Below are 17721 nucleotides of genomic sequence, written 5' to 3' on the forward strand. Positions count from 1 at the left end.
TTCTTGAGATGCAGTTTATATGGCAAAATGGTGACCGCCGATGATTTTGATTACCTCTAATTGTTTCATCCATTCGCTGTCCGAAATGCTAGGATTCCAAAAATACAATGCATCATTTGTGTAGCCATGAATCGCCAATGCTTCATTGACAGCTTTCTTGGCATCATCTCCTGCTGGTTTATTTATACTGCCATCACCAACAGGCGAGAATTGGTTTTTTTGATAGATGACTTCCCGTACAGTATCAGGAAATTCATCGCTATCAAGGCGATTCAAAACAACTCCTGCCACCTCGACCTTTCCTCTGTATGGCTCCCCTTTAGCTTCTGCATGCACAAGCCTTGCTAATAATTCTTTATCTTTTTCATTCATTGCATGTGGAATAATCAATGTTTTACCAGGCTCGGCAACATTATTTACATTATGATTGACTTCTTTCAACTTACCGATTGGAACACCGTGCTGCTTCGCAATATCCCATATCGATTCACCTTGTTTAATGACATGTTTGGTTGCTCCATCCGAAGCTTTACTGGTCGTTCCCTTAGGAAAAGCTATCCCAAGTATGATGACACTTAGAGTCATTATCACGGTTATTATAACTGATAATTTCATCTTGTAACCTCCTCGTTAAGCATCTTCCTAGGATAACAGACCATATGGGAGAAAACAGTGCTAAATTTTTTCCAAGGAAATGAAGGAAAATTTTTCACGGGTCTATTAACTTCGAAATTTTAATGATTCCCATTCTTCCCGTAGCATTCCCATTCTGATTGAATCATAATAATAACCTTCATGATAACGGCATTTTCTCATCCTTCCCTCCACTTGCATGCCTACCTTTTCTCCAACTGCGATCATACGTTCATTACCTGACCATGTCGTCAGCCCAACGCGCTCAATCTCCATTTTTTCGAATAAATAGCCTATGAACAACATTAACGCTTCTGTTCCGTAACCGCCGTTCCAATACTTGGGCTCAAAAATCGTAATTCCGATTTCAAGCCAGCGTGAAGGTTCATGTTCCCAGTAATATACAACAGAGCCTATTATTTGATCGTTTTTTTCCATTAATAACTCGGAGTAAGCCCCCATTTTCTCATCATAGGTTTTATGCTTCAGTTCTTTATCGATATACGTATGGAAATCAATGAGTTCTAGAGGATAATAAGGTGCATCCCATTTTTTCCATTCTGGATCGGCTTCTCCATATTTCAGGCTCCATAAACGTTTTAAATCGGCTTGTTTAACATTCCTCAATATTACTTTGCTTCCTTCAATCCAAACATCGTCCAATCCGCTTCCTCCCACTTCATCCTTGCTTTACCTTCCATTTTACCGGTCGACACATAATTTTATAAAATATTGCCTTTCTCTGGGACCATCGAATTCACAAAAATATATACCCTGCCATGTACCAAGGATTAAGCTCCCTTTATGGATGATCACCTGTTGTGAAGAACCAACCGTACTAGATTTCAAATGGGCTGCCGTGTTTCCCTCCATATGTAAATCCAATGTATGGTTCCATGGGTATTGCTCATCCAGTCTTCTTAGCATATCCTTTTTGACATCGGGATCTGCATTTTCATTAATCGTGATTCCTGCAGTCGTATGTGGACAATATATAAGAGCTATCCCCTCTTGAATCCCATTTTCATTAATGAAGGTCTGCACTTCTGTCGTAACATCAATCATATCATCCCTTTTCGTCGTTTTTAAGGTGTTTTTCTTCAGCATGTAAGTTCACTCCTTTGTCATTTTAATACTCCTTTACCCATAAACATTACATTCATGCTTTGCTTTTTAAACAATTCAAAATTAAAACATAAGAAAATCTTATCAATAGCAATTAAAAAAATAACCTATTCTTATTGCTCTTTTTATTTTAAAATTGGATATATAAGGAATTAGGAGGAGTGGTAAGATGAGTTTCATTTTTAAGTCAATCGACCATTACCAATTAGCACCTCCCAAAAATACCGAGGACCAATCAAGGAAGTTTTTCACTGAGATATTAATGTTTAAGGAAGTGAATAAGCCTCGATCATTAAGGTCCAATGGCGGGTTATGGTTTGAATCGGGATCGATCAAAATTCATATCGGAACGGAGGATAATTTCATCCCCGCGAGAAAAGCCCATCCAGCACTTGAAGTTGAAAATCTTAATGACTTTAAACAACATCTAATTACTAAGCATATTTCTTTTACAGTAGATGAGAGGTTGCCCGGGGCGAACCGCATATATTTAGCCGATCCCTTCGGCAACCGGATCGAAATTTTGGAATGGATATAATAAAAAGCGGGTCCATTTATCTCGGACCCGCTTTTGTAGTAAATTTATTTTTGTTTCTTTTTCCAGAATCCCAATATTAAAGCGGTAATGAGGGCTCCTATTAAAATCGCCAGCAAATAGCGGAAAGGATGGTTGACTAGAGGGATGACAAATATTCCCCCATGTGGCGCTGGCAAAGTTACACTAAAAGCCATTGACAGGGCTCCTGCCGTCGCTGCACCAACAACACTGCTGACGATAACGCGCAATGGATCGGCCGCCGCAAAAGGAATGGCACCCTCTGTGATGAATGAAGCACCCATGAAGTAATTAGTGAATCCGGACTTCCTTTCCATTTCACTGAATTTACTTTTAAAGAATGTAGTTGCAAATGCGATTCCCAGGGGGGGAACCATTCCGCCAGCCATTACTGCAGCATGCGGTCCGAAACTTGATGCCTCAATGGCTGCAATCCCAAAAGTGAATGCTGCTTTATTTAAAGGTCCGCCCATATCCACAGCCATCATACCCCCAAGAATCAAGCCTAGGAATATTGCGTTCGTTCCGGATAAGCCCTGCAGCCAATTGGTCAATCCCGTGTTAATTGCTGTTACTGGTTCATTTATAAGAAATATCATGATAAACCCTGTAATTAACATTCCGAATACAGGATAGAGTAAAACCGGTTTAATGCCATCGAGTGTTTGCGGTAACTTGGAAAACAATTTTCTTAAAAGTAAGACTACATAACCTGCAAGGAAACCGGCGATCAGTCCGCCAAGAAAACCGGCATTAGCCTGTGCTGCCAATAATCCCCCTACCATACCAGGAGCAAAACCTGGACGGTCGGCAATACTTGAAGCAATGAATCCAGCCAGGACAGGGATAAGTAAGAAGAAGGCACCATTTCCCCCTCCAATATCACTTAATGCTTTGGCAATGGGATTATACTCCGGATTTGCCGGATCTGCTGCCTCGATCCCGAAAAAGAAAGAAAGCGCAATCAGGATTCCGCCCCCGACGACAAATGGAAGCATATTACTTACGCCATTCATTAAGTGCTTGTAAATCCCCAATCCTCCTTTAGCTGAATCACCTTCATCACTTTTATCATTTCCAGTTCCTTTGTAAACAGGTGCATCCTGATTCACGGCTCTGGTTAACAGCTCCTCGGTCTTCCGGATTCCATGGGCAACAGGGACAATAATGACATGTTTTCCATTAAAACGATCCATTTCCACCTGCTTATCCGCTGCGACGATTATTGCATCCGCTTCATCAATCTCTGCGGCGGTTAAACCATTTTTGATTCCCGTGGAACCATTTGTTTCCACTTTGAAATCGATTCCCATTTCCTTCGCTTTGGCCTTTAACGCATCGGCAGCCATATAAGTATGGGCAATTCCTGTTGGACAAGCTGTAACGGCAAGGATTTTACCTCCTTTATTGTTACCACTGTCTCCATTACTTGATTGCTCCTCTTCTTCATAAGCCTCCATTTCTTTTTGATTGATTATCTCCAACACTTCCTCACCAGAAGAAGCAGAAATCAAGCGGGCTCTGAATTTATCATCCATCAGTAACGAAGAAAGCCGGGAAAGGGTTTCCAAGTGATCTGCATTCGCTCCCTCACTTGCTGCAATCATAAAGAACAAATGAGCTGGCTGCCCATCAAGCGATTCATAATCCACACCACTGACCGATTTGCCGAAACAGATGGCTGGTATCCTTACAGCATCTGTTTTTGCGTGCGGTATGGCTATCCCTTCACCAATCCCTGTTGTGCTTTGCTCTTCACGTTTTAAGATGGCAGCTTTGAAACCCTCCACATCGTTTAACCTGTCTGCCTCTGCTAACTTTCCTGATAGTTCATCAATGACTGCTTGCTTTGTAACACTTTGCAAATCTATTATGATTGTATCCAATTTTAACAAGTCTGTAATTTTCATAGAGTCAGCCTCCTGTTAGTTGATTGATGGCAATTTGCGGTAATAACTCTTCAATTTTATCCAGTGTACCTAGATCGGCTGAAAAGGCTGTGGCACTTCCAGCGGCAAGACTGAAGCGGAAAGCCGATAAAATATCCCCTGTCCTTTCATATGTCCCGATGAAACCTGCGACCATGGAATCACCGGCACCCACTGAGTTGATGACGTTCCCTTTTGGAACATTTGCGGAATATGAATTTCCACTGGTGCAAAGCACGGCCCCCTGTCCAGCCATTGAAACAATAACGTTTTGTGCTCCTTCTTCTACCAATTTAGTGCCATATTCTCTAGCATCATCAACCGTTCTTATTTCGGTGGAAAAAAGCTCACCCAGTTCATGGTGATTGGGCTTTATTAAAAATGGCCGGTGTGGAAGGACATTCAGTAATCCCTTGCCACTTGTATCCACCACCACTTTAATGCCGTTATCGGAACATGACCTTGCCATGGCTTCGTATACATCCGATGGAACGCTTGGAGGGATGCTTCCTGACAAAATGAGGATATCATTATTATTCAACTGTTCAATCTGACTAAATAATTGTTGATAATTCCCTTTTGAAATGACTGGCCCTTGGCTATTAATTTCGGTCTCCAGCCCTGTCTTCAATTTGATGTTTATTCTTGTATCTCCAGCTATCTCTGTAAAGTCCGTGAAAATCTCTTCCTGTCTTAAAAACCTTTTTACAAATTCACCTGTTTGTCCACCGATGAATCCTAAAGCTGTCGTATTATTTCCCAGCCTTTTAAGCACTCGGGAAACATTGATCCCTTTCCCTCCAGGGAATTTTGCATCATAACTGGTTCGATTCACCTTGCCCATTTGAAAACTTTCCACCTCGACAAGGTAATCGATGGATGGGTTGAGTGTCACTGTATAAATCATTAAATGGTCACGACCTTTACCTTTGGATTTTTATCGAGTTGTGCAACAGCCTCTTCATCATTGCTGTCAGTAAGAATTATGGCATCGCTTACATCTGCCACCTTAGCGAAAGTAGCTTCATTCAGTTTTGAACTGTCAGCAAGCACATAAGTTTCGTTAGAGAGGCGTAATGCCATCTTCTTCAGTAGAGCTTCTTCCGGGTCGGGTGTTGTGAAGCCCAGATCTTGATGGATGCCGTTCATTCCCAAAAAACATTTATCAAAACGGTATTCATTCAAAAACTGTACAGCATTACTTCCTATAACAGCATTTGTCGAAAATTTAATCGTTCCGCCAACTAACACTGTTTTAATTTCCAATTCGATGAGTTTTGGAATATGCATAAGACCATTTGTCAGCACCGTTATATTTTTATCCTTTAAATAAGGAATCATTTCCGCAGTTGTCGTGCCTGCATCAAGATATATACAATCATTTTTCTCTATGAATGAAGCCGCCAGCTTTGCTATAAGTTGCTTTTCAGCTCTTGCTTTGTTTTGCTTTTCCATAGTTGTTGGTTCAAGGCCTTTTCTTTGAAGTAAAGAGGCCCCTCCATGCACACGTTTCAAGAGCTTCATTTCTTCGAGTTGCACCAAATCTCTCCGAATGGTCGACTCCGAGGCTTGTAGCTGATCTACAAGCTCCTGCAGCTTTACCGTACCTTGTTCTTTAAGGATCGATAAAATGAACTGGTGCCTTTCAGTTGTCAACAATTCGCCCACCTCACTTTAATATCATCATCATATATGAAAATGAAGGAATAATCAATCACAAACGTTTAAAAATACTCAAATTCATTCAAAAACACCTTCAAAAACATTCAATTTTAATTGAGATAACCTTTCTTGAACACCATTATCTCTTTTTCTATGAAAATATCCTTTCAGTTCTTCACACAAAAAACCCCCATGTCATGATGACAGGGGGGGTGTTATTATTTTATTAGCCTTGAAGTAAAAGTTGTTCTGGATCTTCCAGCATATCTTTGATAGCAACTAAGAAACCAACAGCTTCTTTTCCGTCTACGATACGGTGATCATAAGATAATGCCAGGTACATCATTGGTCTGTTTTCGATTTGATCTCCAACAGCGATTGGACGAGTCTTGATTGTATGCATGCCCAAGATCCCAACTTGAGGGGCATTCAAGATTGGTGTTGATAATAGGGAACCGAAAGTCCCTCCATTTGTTATGGTAAAAGTACCACCTGATAAATCTGAAAGTCCCAATTTGTTGTTACGCGCTTTAACAGCTAAATCCGAAATGTTCTTCTCGATTTCAGCAAAGCTTTTGCGGTCAGCATCCCTTACTACCGGAACAACAAGACCTTCATCAGTGGATACAGCTACACCGATATCATAAAAGTTCTTTTTCAGGATATGGTCGCCTTGGATTTCAGCATTCAATAACGGATATTTTTTCAATGCGCCAATGACCGCTTTAGTGAAGAATGACATGAAACCAAGTTTAACGTCATTTGTTTTCACGAAAGAATCCTTATGGCGGTTACGCAATTCCATGACTGCAGAAAGATCGACTTCGTTAAAAGTAGTAAGCATGGCTGCTTCGGATTGTACTTGAACTAGACGTTTGGCAATGGTTTGACGACGGCGTGTCATCTTAACCACTTCAATGCGGTCATCATTCACTTCAACAGGAGCGGCTGCTTGTTTAGCTGCAGGAGCTTGTTTTGGAGCTGCCGCAGGTGCTGCAGGTGCTGCAGGAGCATTACTTGCTGCTTCTACATCTTGTACACGTACACGACCAAGTGGGTCGGCTACAGGCACTTGAGTCAAGTCAATTCCTTTTTCACGAGCCAATTTCCTTGCAGCTGGTGAAGCAATAACTTGTTGAGTGGATGATGCTTCTTTCGCTTCTGCTTTAGGAGCCTCTTTAGCAGGAGCCGCTTGTTCAGCCTTAACTGGTTCTGCTTTAGCTTCTTCAACCTTAGGAGCTTCCGCTTTTGGAGCTGCTGCAGCTGATCCATTTTCATCAACGATGGCGATAGCCTGTCCAACTTGGACAGTATCGCCTTCTTCCGCTAAATGTTCCGAAAGTGTACCAGTATAATCTGAAATGATTTCCACGTTCACTTTATCCGTTTCAAGTTCAAGGACATATTCTCCTTTTTCAACGTGATCACCAGGTTGTTTTAACCATTGCGCAATAGATCCTTCAGAAATTGATTCTGCTAATTCAGGTACTTTTACTTCAGCCATTTTATTTCTCCCCCTCATTATTGCGTGTAATTGCTTGAGTCATAATCCGTTGTTGTTCATTTTTATGGACAAGTGGATCTCCCTCAGCCGGGCTTGATCTGCGCTTCCTTCCTATATATGTTACTGAAAGATTGCCAGGAGCCGCTGCATTTAAGCGAGGTTCAACAAATGTCCAAGCACCCATGTTTTTAGGTTCTTCTTGAGCCCAGAAGATTTCTTTAAGATTTGTATATTTTTTAAGGGCTTCCTGAACTCCAGTGAATGGGAATGGATAAATTTCTTCGATACTGATGATTTGCAACCAATCCGTATTTTTTTCAGTTGCCGCTTTTTCACGAAGTTCAACCGCCAATTTACCTGTTGCAAAAACAATGCGTTCAACCGATTTAGGTTTTTTGCCCAAAGCTTTGGTTTCTACGAATGATTCAAATGCGCCTTCACTGAATTCTTCTGTTGTAGAAGCCATCACTTGATTACGAAGCATACTCTTCGGTGTCATGATGACAAGCGGACGTACTTGTTCTTGATCCAAAATCTTAGCTTGTCTTCTAAGGATATGGAAGTATTGAGCTGCCGAACTTAAGTTAGCAACTGTCCAGTTGTTTTCAGCTGCTAATTGAAGGAAGCGTTCCAGTCGTGCACTTGAGTGCTCTGGCCCTTGTCCTTCATAACCGTGTGGAAGCAGCATGACAAGACCTGATTTTTGACCCCATTTTGCACGGCCAGCCGCGATGAATTGGTCAAAGATCACTTGTGCTGTATTAGCGAAGTCACCGAATTGGCCTTCCCATAATACAAGTGTCTCAGGTGCAAAAACATTATAACCATATTCATAAGCCAGAACTGCCGTTTCCGTAAGCGGGCTGTTATGAACAGCGAATGAAGCTTTGGCAGTTTCAAGTGTGTGAAGTGGTGAATATGTTTTTCCATTAACACTATCATGTAACATGATATTACGTTGTGCGAATGTTCCACGCTCTGAATCTTGTCCTGTTAAACGGATTGGCGTGCCGTCACTTAAAATCGATGCAAAAGCCAATGTCTCGGCATGTGCCCAATCGATTTTTCCGTCAGGACCAAAGGAATCCAAGCGACGTGATAAAATCTTTCCTAATTTTTTATTAGGGGTGAATCCTTCCGGCCACTTAACAAGCTCTTCGTTAATTGTAACAAGTTCTTGTTTCGGAACTGCCGTTTCAATGGCTGGAAGTCCTTTTTCAATAATCCCAGGAGGATTACACTCTTTGGAAGCTTCCGGTTTATTTCCGGAAATTTTCGCATATGCATCTGCAAGCCTTGTATCCACTTGCTCAGCAATCGCTTTAACTTCAGCTTCAGTGAACTCGCCGGATTCAATAAGTTGTTTCCCATAAAGCTCTTTTACGGTTGGATGCTTATGGATTAATGCATACATTTCAGGTTGAGTCACCAATGGCTCATCCATTTCGTTATGGCCGAAACGTCTGTAACCGATCAGGTCAATCAAGAAATCCTTGTTGTATTTTTCACGATATAGGTTTGCAAGGTTCACAGCAGCCATACATGCTTCTGGATCATCTGCATTTACATGCACGATCGGCACTTCAAAGCCTTTTGCCAAATCACTAGCATATAAGGTTGAACGTGAATCTTCACTTTCCGTTGTAAAACCGATCATGTTATTGGCGATGATATGGATTGCGCCGCCAACTTGATAACCGCGTAAACGGCTTAAGTTAAACGTTTCAGGTACAATTCCTTCACCTGGGAATGCAGCATCACCATGAATGAGGATTGCAAGGGATTTGGAAATGTCCTGAACAGGGAATCCTTTTTCTGTACGGTCTTCTTGAGCCGCACGAGAATACCCTTCCACGATTGGACCGACTACTTCCAAGTGACTTGGGTTATTGGCAAGTGTAATCCTTGCTTTTTGTATATTAGCTTTAGTAATCTGTTTGTCCAGACCTAAATGATATTTAACATCACCCGTCCATCCATTGTTAATTCCTGTCGAACCTTCGGAAGGAACCAAATCTTTATTCGGTGAATGTTGGAATTCAGAGAAAATGACCTCATAAGGCTTTCCTAATACATGTGCAAGCACATTCAAACGTCCACGGTGAGCCATGGCAATATTCACATTACCCGTTCCGTTTTGGACAGTTTGTGAAATCATTTCATCTAAAATCGGAACCATAGCATCCAGTCCTTCAATTGAGAAACGTTTTTGCCCTACATATGTGCGGTGAAGGAATTTCTCGAAACCTTCTACTTCATTCAATCGTTTAAGTAATAGTTCTCTTTTCTCTTTTCCCACTTCCGGGAACATGTTTCCAGATTCGACCATATCAGTAAGCCATTGCTTTTCATCCAAGTCATTAACATGATGAAATTCAAAGGCTATCGTTTTTGTATAGAGTTGTTTTAGGTATTGTACGGCTTCGTATCCGTCTTTCACGTCTTCAGGTGATTCCGGACAAATAAAGTCAGCCGGTATTTTCCTTAAATCATCTGCAGTCAAGCCATATTTTTCAAAGTGAATTTGTTCAGTGTCCAGAGCTTCTTCTTTTAAAGGATAAATATTTGCAGCAAGATGCCCGTATGCACGGATATTTTCAGCTAACTTCACTGCAGACATAATTTTCTTCATTGGAAGAACTTCTCCAGTTTGTACAGTTGATGCACTTACAGTCGTTGTTTCTGCCGATACATCGAATGAAGGAGGACCTGCTACTTCAAAAAAGTTTTTCAGTTCCGGATCCACTTCTTCCGGGTTGGCTAGAAATAAATCGTATTGCTCCATGACATACCCAAGGTTTGGACCCGAAAAAGCTTTCCAGTGGTCTAATACCTTAGAATCATTGATGGTCATTTTGTAAACCCCCAAATTTTTCTCATAATTTTTTTCATTACGTTTTATCCATCCCCAAATTTCTTTCTTCTAAATTTTCCCCAAATATATGATATATATAAGATATATAATAAATAACTTTGGTTATTGAATAATAAAATTTTAAAGGATAAAACGTTTTCAGATGTTATATTAACATGTTTTTGTCGAAATATCCAAAGGATAAACCACTTTATACAACCTTTTTTCAACTATATTTCTGCTTAATTCGTCAAAAATCGCTTTTAACTGTCTTTTTTGCTCATTTAAGTCTTTTTTTCGCTAAAAAAAGATTTTTGTATTTTTGTATAATGATTATTTTTCAGGTAAATTTAACTAGTTTGAAAACCCTTTCACCTCAATCAAACTTCCAAGCTGTTAAACTCAGATTGCCATATTGAAAGCTTCTGTGCAGGAGAGCCGCTTTTTTATTGTCATCCCCTGTGCCCATTGCGATGACCAATGGAATGAAATGCTCTTTGGATGGCACAGCCTCTGTACTATAAGGGGCGATTTTTTCATAATTGAACAAAGATTGCAAATCCCATTTCATGATTTTCTCTTCGACCCAATTCTCAAACTCGATTGCCCATCCTTCTGCAACATGCATATCTTTCTGAATTTGGGTGAAATTATGGACAATTCCACCGCTTCCTATGATCAGGACATTACTTTCCTTTAATTTCCTCAATGCCTTCCCAATTTCATACTGCTTGTCCAATGGCAGCGCAGGACTGATGGACATGGATACGGTCGGGATGTCAGCTTCGGGATACATGATATGCAAAAGCCCCCATGCTCCATGATCCAGGGGGCGCCTTTCATCAAGTTCTCCCAATACACCTATCCTGGACAATAAGGTTAAAATTCGATCTGACAGCTCAAGGCAACCCCTTGCAGGATAAGTTATCTGAAATATTTCTTCAGGATATCCTACAAAATCATAAATGACTTCATGCTTCCCTACTGCAGAAATCATTTGATCTTCATTTTCCCAATGTGCTGACAAAATAACGATGGCAGCAGGTTTCTTCATAGCTTGCATATAATCCTTCAAAAAAGAAGTGTAACTATTCTTTTCCAAAGCTAATAGCGGTGTTCCATGTGATAAAAACAATGATGGCATCATAGAAACGATAAATCCTTTCACAATGTAATCTCTATACCTATACCTTAATTTACTATAGATAAACAATGTGTTCATCAATTAAATTGCATTTTGGGGGTTGTCTCATCAATAGTATCAAAGGTATACCCCTCTTTTTTTAGGAATTCAATTATATCAGGCAATGCTTTCACTGTATTTTTCATACTATTGATATCATGCAATAAGATATTAACATGCTTTTGATTTTTCGTCCCTTTTTGTACAGCAGAAATGATTTGTCGTTCACTTATTGACGGACTGAAGCCATCTGTCGAGTCAATGGACCAATCAAAATAAATATACCCTTTTTCCTTTAGTTGTTGAAGGATTCCATTGATGATTGGTTTCGTTGACGCCTGATGCCGCAGACGATTATTCGAGCCGCCAGGAAGGCGCACAATACGGCTTTTTATCCTATACTCCTCTTGCAGCATGGTTTCAAGCCTATTCAAATCTTGAAAGAAACTCTCAGTCGATCGATAAACGATGGAATAATCATGTGTATATGAATGAAGGGCAATCGAATGACCGCGGGAAATCATTTGCTGATAGCATTCCTTTGCGTATGGCTCTTCGTTGCCTTTAACGAAAAATGTGGCTTTAACCTGATAGCGGTCCAAAATATCCAATATATCCATGGTATTCAAAGATGGACCGTCATCGAATGTCAAATAGGCGATTTTCTGATTTTCCTTACTTTTTAGGAGCGGTGTCATCTCTTCAGGAACCATTGCATGAGCTTGAATGTTTTGCACAGCCACAAGAAACAAAATAATAATGAAAGAACCCGCCATGGAAAGAAATAATTTAAGCTTATTCTTCATAGGTGTTGCATCCCCTTCCTTTTGACCATTAAGATGTACCAATATAGCGGTTTAATGCGCAATAAGGCAGCGGTAAAAAATACCGCTGCCTTATAATATGAATTATCGATCGACATTAAAGTAACGAGCTTCAGGATGTGCAAAAACAATGGCCGAAACGGAAGCCTCTGGTTCCATCATGCATCCTTCAGTCAATTCCACGCCAATATCTTGAGGTTGTAACAGGCGGAATAGCTTCTCCTGGTCTTCCAGATTAGGACAGGCAGGATAACCAAAAGAAAACCTTTGTCCGGTGTACTTAGCGGCAAATCGCTCTTTCATGGACATTTCAATCGGATCGCTTATACCTAAATCATCCCGCATTAATTGATGAATTCTTTCCGCGAACCCTTCAGCTGTTTCGAGAGCAAGTGATTGAAGGGCGTGATTTTTCAAGAAATCACCTTCAAGCTTAAGTTTTTCTGCCCATTTTCTGATTCCTTTTCCGGCAGTGACCAGGAAGAATCCTACATAATCCATTTGCCCGGAGGAGACCGGTTTTGCGAAGTCCGCTAAACAAAGATGCGGATTCGTATCTTGCCTTGGGAATTCGAAAGTTTCCAAAACCTCTTGATGATTGTCCGGGTTGTAAACCAATAGCTTATCTCCTTCGCTCTGAGCAGGGAAAAATTGATAAACTGCATGCAAGCCATAATCCGGTTCCGTCTTTAGGAATTCGATCAATTCATCAACGAGATCATTGAGCTGCACTGCTTTTTCATTCCCTTGCTTAAGCAATTCGGAAACTTTCCCTTTTAACCCCAAATGATGACCAATCAGCATTTGCCTATTTATATATGGCTGGACGACATCCAATGGATAGTTCTTCAGGACGTGACGTTTGATGTCCCGCGGTTTTTGAACGGGAACATCGCTTAAAGGGGCAGCTGTTGACTGCTTACGAACAGGTTTTTCCAGCGTGGCGGCAATGGCGGCATTCGCTTTCGACCTTTCTCGTTTCTCGACTAACTCTTCCAAGTACACCACTTTTTTGTCAGAGTCATGTAAAATATTCGTTACAGCCAAACCATCCATCGCATCTTTGGAATATAAAACCGGTCCTTCATATTCAGGTGATATTTTAAAATCGGTGAATTTACGCGATAATGCTGCCCCTCCCACTAATATTGGGGTATTTATTCCCGCTTGCCTTAAATCCTGTGCGGTTAAAACCATTTGCTGTGCAGATTTGACAAGTAACCCAGATAGGCCAATGATGGTTGGCTCATGTTTTCGAACCTCTTCAATGATTTGTTGCGGTGCAACCTTGATCCCTAAATCAATGACTTCATAGCCATTATTGGATAGGATGATATCCACTAGGTTTTTCCCGATATCATGCACATCTCCCTTGACAGTCGCCAACAGGATTTTCCCTTTTTTAGCGCTATCTTCAGAGTTTTCCATAAGTGGTTCAAGGTGAGATACAGCCGCCTTCATCGCTTCAGCACTCTGAAGCACCTCTGCGACAATAAGTTGGTTGTCATTAAACAACCGACCCACCTCACTCATGCCATCCATCAACGGTCCATTGATGATTTCCAATGGGGTATCACCGCGCTCAATCGCTTCATTTAAATCATCAACCAATCCTTCTTTCGTTCCTTCGATAATATAGTTACCTAGACGTTCGTCCAATGGCAGGATCACACCATTATCCTTCTTCTCCGCTTTTTTTCCACGATAAAATTCGGTAAAAATCGCTAAGGTTTCCGTTGAAGTCTCAAACAGGAGTGCCTCAGCCAGTTTCACTTCCTCTTCCGGAATCAGAGCGAAACGTTCAAGTTTTTCTGTATTCACGATGGCATAATCGAGTCCCGCTTTTGTACAATGGTAAAGGAAAACTGCATTTAATATTTCCCTTCCCCTCGCTGGCAGACCGAAAGAAACGTTAGAAATGCCAAGTATCGTCAGGCATTCTGGAAACTTTTCTTTAATAGCCTTTATTCCATTCACCGTCTCTAAAGCAGATCCGATATATTGTTCATCACCTGTGCCTACAGGAAATACAAGCGGATCAAAGATGATGTCACTTTTGTTTAGACCGTATTTATTGACAAGCAGATCCACAGACCGTGTTGCCACTTCCAATTTCCGTTCAGCATCGACGGCCATCCCGATTTCATCAATGGTTCCTACGACAACGGCAGCACCATATTGATGGACTAAGGGTACTATTTTTTCAAAGCGCTCTTCACCATCTTCAAGGTTTATGGAATTAATGATCGATTTTCCTTGTGAATGTTTTAATGCTTGTTCAAGTACAACTTCATCTGTAGTATCGATGACCAATGGGACCTTCACTTTTTTGACGACCTCTTCTACGAATTCCTTCATATCGCCAAGCTCATCCCCATCAGGATCAGCAAGACAAATATCAATGACATGGGCGCCTTTTTTCACCTGGTTACGTGCAATTTCGGCTGCTGGCTCGTAATGCTTGCTGCGTATCAGCTCCTTGAATTTTCGGGAACCGATAACATTCGTCCTTTCACCTACGAATAAAGGACGCATTGAATCATCATAAATGAGCGGTTCTATGCCTGATACGGCATGACCATGGGCAGTTTCCGTAATTGTACGGGGCTTCATGCCTTCGAGGACCCTGGAAAGTTCTTTAATATGCTCTGGTGTCGTACCACAACATCCGCCAATGATATTGATCCATCCCTTTTCGGCAAATTGCTTCATTTTCTCTGCCAGGGAAGTAGGTGACTCATGATAGTGGCCTTCTTCATCAGGGAGCCCGGCATTCGGATAACAACTGATGGCACTATTCGATATATCTGCAAGTGTCCTGATATGGTCTATCATGAATTCCGGTCCTGTTGCACAATTAAGGCCGACAGCTACGGGCTTCATATGTTCAACAGATAAATAAAAAGCTTCTATGGACTGGCCGGCAAGTGTCGTGCCCATCGGTTCGATTGTTCCTGATATGATGACAGGCACATCTTTTCCCGTTTTTGCGAATGCTGCTTTGATTCCAGAAAAGGCAGCCTTGACATTAAGCATATCCTGACAGGTTTCCACCAACAGCAAATCTACACCGCCATCCAAGAGACCCAGTGCCTGTTCTTCATAAGAATCGGTTAAAATGTCAAAAGTCGTTCCGCCCGTTACGGATAGCGTTTTTGTAGTGGGGCCCATCGAGCCAGCTACATACCTTGGCCACTCCTCATTGGAATACTTTTCACAAGCTTTAACGGCAAGCTCAGCTGAAATTTTATTTAGCTTGTAGGCAATCGTGCTTATTTGGTATTCCTCAAGAACGATGCTGGTCGCTCCAAAGGTATTTGTTTCAATGATATCTGCGCCCGCTGCTAAATATTTTTCATGAATGGTTTGGATGATTTCCGGTTGCGTCAGTGATAAATATTCATTACAGCCCTCGAATTGTTCCCCGCCAAAATCGTCTGCTGTCAAATTCTCCGCTTGAAGCATGGTTCCCATCGCCCCATCAAGTAGGAGAATCTTAGAATTTAACTGATCTTGAATCGCTTTTTTATTCATGTACTGCCACCTCTGATGTCTGTTTACTATCGACTTTTCTAATATATTTCGTAAGTTCCGCCGTCATTTCATAGCGAAGGAACGGAGTGATTAAATATATGCCCTTGAATTTTTCCCTTGCCGCGTCCACCAGTTCCCGCGCGATATTAACCCCTTCCATCCTAGACTTTACAGGGTCATCCCCCGCTAAAGCCATGGCCCTTCTTACGTTATCGGGCAATTTAATGCCTGGGATCTCATTATGGATGAATTCTGCGTTCCGGGTGCTTGTCAAAGGCATGATACCGATGAAAATCGGGGTTTCTAAATGTTTTGTAGCTTCATGTACTTCTTCGATTTGCTCCACCGAATAAATTGGCTGTGTCAAAAAGGATTGAGCACCGCAGGAAATCTTCTTTTCCATTCTCAGTACGGCTTTATCCAGATATTTCACATTGGGATTAAACGCTGCCGCAATTTTAAAATTCGCCCGTTGACCCAAACTTTGACCGGAATAGGAAAGACCTTCATTAAATTGTTTGACCATGCTTATAAGGTCAAAGGAAGATAAATCATAAACCGAAGTGGCACCAGGGAAGTCCCCTATTTTTGAAGGATCTCCGGTGATGATCAATAATTCATTCAGCCCCACCGTCTGCAGACCCATTAAATGTGACTGCAGGCCAATCAAATTTCGATCACGGCATGTTATATGCACCATCGGATTAATATTCAATTGGTTCTTTAGTAAGTTAGCCAGTGCATCATTCGATATCCTTGGTGAGGCAAGTGAATTATCCGCTAATGTAATGGAATCGACCCCTGCTTTTTTCAAAACCTCAGCACCGGTCATGAAGCTCTCTATTCCCAGCTTTTTCGGTGGATCAAGTTCAACTAGGATCGTCCTTTCCGTCTTGGCCTTTTCGTACAGTGGAAGTTCCAATTCTCTTTCGTTCACTTCAATTATTTCTATTTCACGGGGTTTCGTAATTTTCTCTTTTACAGGAGCAAAACTTCCAATTGCATTCTTTACAGCTTGAATATGCAGTGGAGTCGTTCCACAGCACCCGCCTATGATAGCGGCACCTTGCTCACGAAGTTCCAGGGCACTTGAACCGAAATATTCCGGCACAGCTTTATAGACGAGCCTTCCATCCACATAATCCGGGAGGCTGGCATTAGGGTATATGGCAATCGATGCATCCTTCGGCAAGCTCACTTCTTCCAAGGCCCGGATCATATGATGTGGACCGAGACGGCAATTCACCCCAACAACATCGGCACCCAATTGCTCGAGTTTTTGAAAGGCTTCATTTAAATGGATTCCATTTTGAAGATTACCCAGTTCATGCATCGAAACATTTGCGATGATCGGCAATCCGGTTTCATTTTTTACGATTTGCAGGACGGTTTCCAGCTCTTCCAGGTCATAAAATGTTTCCAAGAGAATCCCATCAGGGTTTTCCATCAACAGACTGTATAGCTGTTCACGAAACCCCCGTTTAATCTCTTCCATGCTTAAATCCGATTTCCTGATACTCCGCTGTGCCCCTATGGTACCGAAGACATACGCATTTCCTTTTGCCGCTTTTTTAGCAAGAATGACTCCCTGGCGGTTGATTCTGCTAACTTCATCTTCAAGTCCATACCGTTTCAATTTGTTGAAATTGGCTCCGTATGTATTTGATTGAAGGATATCTGCACCAGCTTCGAGATAGGCACGGTGGATGGACTCTATTTGATTTGGATTCGTGCAGTTTAATTCCTCATAACATTGATCGATGCCATATGAGTACAATAAGGTCCCCATTGCCCCTTCCCCAACCAACATTCTTTCTTTCACTTCTTTACGAAAATTCATCATTACACCCTCTCTCAAAAACAGTCCTGTTTTTGTCGTATTTTATGAGTATGAGAGAAAAGGAAAAAAACCTTCTCA

The 17721-nt window shown here is 41.4% G+C and carries 13 protein-coding genes; 1 reads left to right on the forward strand and 12 read right to left on the reverse strand.

All coding sequences use genetic code 11. From position 1 onward, the window contains the following. Window positions 1-15 precede the first annotated feature (15 nt). From ABC374_RS13765 to ABC374_RS13775, 3 genes are all read right to left on the reverse strand, one after another. Complete coding sequence (locus ABC374_RS13765) at window positions 16-615, reverse strand: cell wall hydrolase (RefSeq protein ID WP_350299109.1); 600 nt, start codon at window positions 613-615, stop codon at window positions 16-18. A gap of 105 nt (window positions 616-720) precedes the next feature. Then, window positions 721-1296, reverse strand: a complete 576-nt coding sequence (locus ABC374_RS13770; protein WP_413018381.1) for a GNAT family N-acetyltransferase — start codon at window positions 1294-1296, stop codon at window positions 721-723. Window positions 1297-1335: 39 nt separating this feature from the next. Then, window positions 1336-1740 carry a secondary thiamine-phosphate synthase enzyme YjbQ gene (locus tag ABC374_RS13775; protein WP_350299111.1) on the reverse strand — a complete coding sequence of 135 codons (405 nt, stop codon included), beginning with the start codon at window positions 1738-1740 and terminating at the stop codon, window positions 1336-1338. A 187-nt stretch (window positions 1741-1927) separates the two neighbouring features. On the opposite strand from ABC374_RS13775, the gene ABC374_RS13780 reads away from it, so the two are divergent. Continuing rightward, window positions 1928-2296 (forward strand): VOC family protein, encoded by a 369-nt coding sequence (locus ABC374_RS13780; protein ID WP_413018384.1) that lies wholly within the window; start codon window positions 1928-1930, stop codon window positions 2294-2296. A gap of 44 nt (window positions 2297-2340) precedes the next feature. Here ABC374_RS13780 and ABC374_RS13785 read toward each other — a convergent pair whose 3' ends face one another. The 9 genes from ABC374_RS13785 to ABC374_RS13825 all read right to left on the reverse strand — a co-directional run bounded on the left by ABC374_RS13785 (window position 2341) and on the right by ABC374_RS13825 (window position 17643). Beyond that, window positions 2341-4224, reverse strand: a complete 1884-nt coding sequence (locus ABC374_RS13785; protein ID WP_413018386.1) for a PTS fructose transporter subunit IIABC — start codon at window positions 4222-4224, stop codon at window positions 2341-2343. Between the two features lie 4 nt (window positions 4225-4228). Further along, window positions 4229-5149 (reverse strand): 1-phosphofructokinase, encoded by a 921-nt coding sequence (gene pfkB, locus ABC374_RS13790; RefSeq protein WP_413018388.1) that lies wholly within the window; start codon window positions 5147-5149, stop codon window positions 4229-4231. Continuing rightward, window positions 5149-5901 (reverse strand): DeoR/GlpR family DNA-binding transcription regulator, encoded by a 753-nt coding sequence (locus tag ABC374_RS13795; protein ID WP_402905028.1) that lies wholly within the window; start codon window positions 5899-5901, stop codon window positions 5149-5151. Before ABC374_RS13795 ends, pfkB begins: the two co-directional genes overlap by 1 nt. A 229-nt stretch (window positions 5902-6130) precedes the next feature. Beyond that, window positions 6131-7408, reverse strand: a complete 1278-nt coding sequence (gene odhB, locus ABC374_RS13800) for a 2-oxoglutarate dehydrogenase complex dihydrolipoyllysine-residue succinyltransferase (protein ID WP_054400414.1) — start codon at window positions 7406-7408, stop codon at window positions 6131-6133. A 1-nt stretch (window position 7409) separates the two neighbouring features. Next, window positions 7410-10262, reverse strand: coding sequence for a 2-oxoglutarate dehydrogenase E1 component (locus ABC374_RS13805; RefSeq protein ID WP_350299117.1), 2853 nt, complete (start codon window positions 10260-10262; stop codon window positions 7410-7412). Between the two features lie 376 nt (window positions 10263-10638). Next, on the reverse strand, window positions 10639-11430 hold the full coding sequence (locus tag ABC374_RS13810) for a dioxygenase family protein (RefSeq protein WP_413018391.1): 792 nt from the start codon (window positions 11428-11430) through the stop codon (window positions 10639-10641). Between the two features lie 53 nt (window positions 11431-11483). After that, window positions 11484-12251, reverse strand: a complete 768-nt coding sequence (locus ABC374_RS13815) for a polysaccharide deacetylase family protein (protein WP_413018393.1) — start codon at window positions 12249-12251, stop codon at window positions 11484-11486. A gap of 102 nt (window positions 12252-12353) precedes the next feature. Beyond that, complete coding sequence (gene metH, locus ABC374_RS13820; protein WP_413018395.1) at window positions 12354-15803, reverse strand: methionine synthase; 3450 nt, start codon at window positions 15801-15803, stop codon at window positions 12354-12356. After that, window positions 15796-17643, reverse strand: a complete 1848-nt coding sequence (locus tag ABC374_RS13825; protein ID WP_413020359.1) for a bifunctional homocysteine S-methyltransferase/methylenetetrahydrofolate reductase — start codon at window positions 17641-17643, stop codon at window positions 15796-15798. The genes metH and ABC374_RS13825 overlap by 8 nt, the downstream gene beginning before the upstream one ends. Between the last annotated feature and the right edge of the window lie 78 nt (window positions 17644-17721).

It is taken from the genome of Peribacillus phoenicis (genome assembly GCF_047238085.1).
Taxonomy (GTDB): domain Bacteria; phylum Bacillota; class Bacilli; order Bacillales; family DSM-1321; genus Peribacillus.

Excerpts from the sequence above, each read along its gene's own strand:
- ABC374_RS13785 (WP_413018386.1), bottom strand. The coding sequence starts at position 4,224 with ATGAAAATTACAGACTTGTTAAAATTGGATACAATCATAATAGATTTG.
- ABC374_RS13765 (WP_350299109.1), bottom strand. The coding sequence starts at position 615 with ATGAAATTATCAGTTATAATAACCGTGATAATGACTCTAAGTGTCATC.
- ABC374_RS13780 (WP_413018384.1), top strand. The coding sequence starts at position 1,928 with ATGAGTTTCATTTTTAAGTCAATCGACCATTACCAATTAGCACCTCCC.
- ABC374_RS13775 (WP_350299111.1), bottom strand. The coding sequence starts at position 1,740 with ATGCTGAAGAAAAACACCTTAAAAACGACGAAAAGGGATGATATGATT.
- metH (WP_413018395.1), bottom strand. The coding sequence starts at position 15,803 with ATGAATAAAAAAGCGATTCAAGATCAGTTAAATTCTAAGATTCTCCTA.
- ABC374_RS13825 (WP_413020359.1), bottom strand. The coding sequence starts at position 17,643 with ATGAATTTTCGTAAAGAAGTGAAAGAAAGAATGTTGGTTGGGGAAGGG.
- pfkB (WP_413018388.1), bottom strand. The coding sequence starts at position 5,149 with ATGATTTATACAGTGACACTCAACCCATCCATCGATTACCTTGTCGAG.
- ABC374_RS13805 (WP_350299117.1), bottom strand. The coding sequence starts at position 10,262 with ATGACCATCAATGATTCTAAGGTATTAGACCACTGGAAAGCTTTTTCG.
- odhB (WP_054400414.1), bottom strand. The coding sequence starts at position 7,408 with ATGGCTGAAGTAAAAGTACCTGAATTAGCAGAATCAATTTCTGAAGGA.
- ABC374_RS13815 (WP_413018393.1), bottom strand. The coding sequence starts at position 12,251 with ATGAAGAATAAGCTTAAATTATTTCTTTCCATGGCGGGTTCTTTCATT.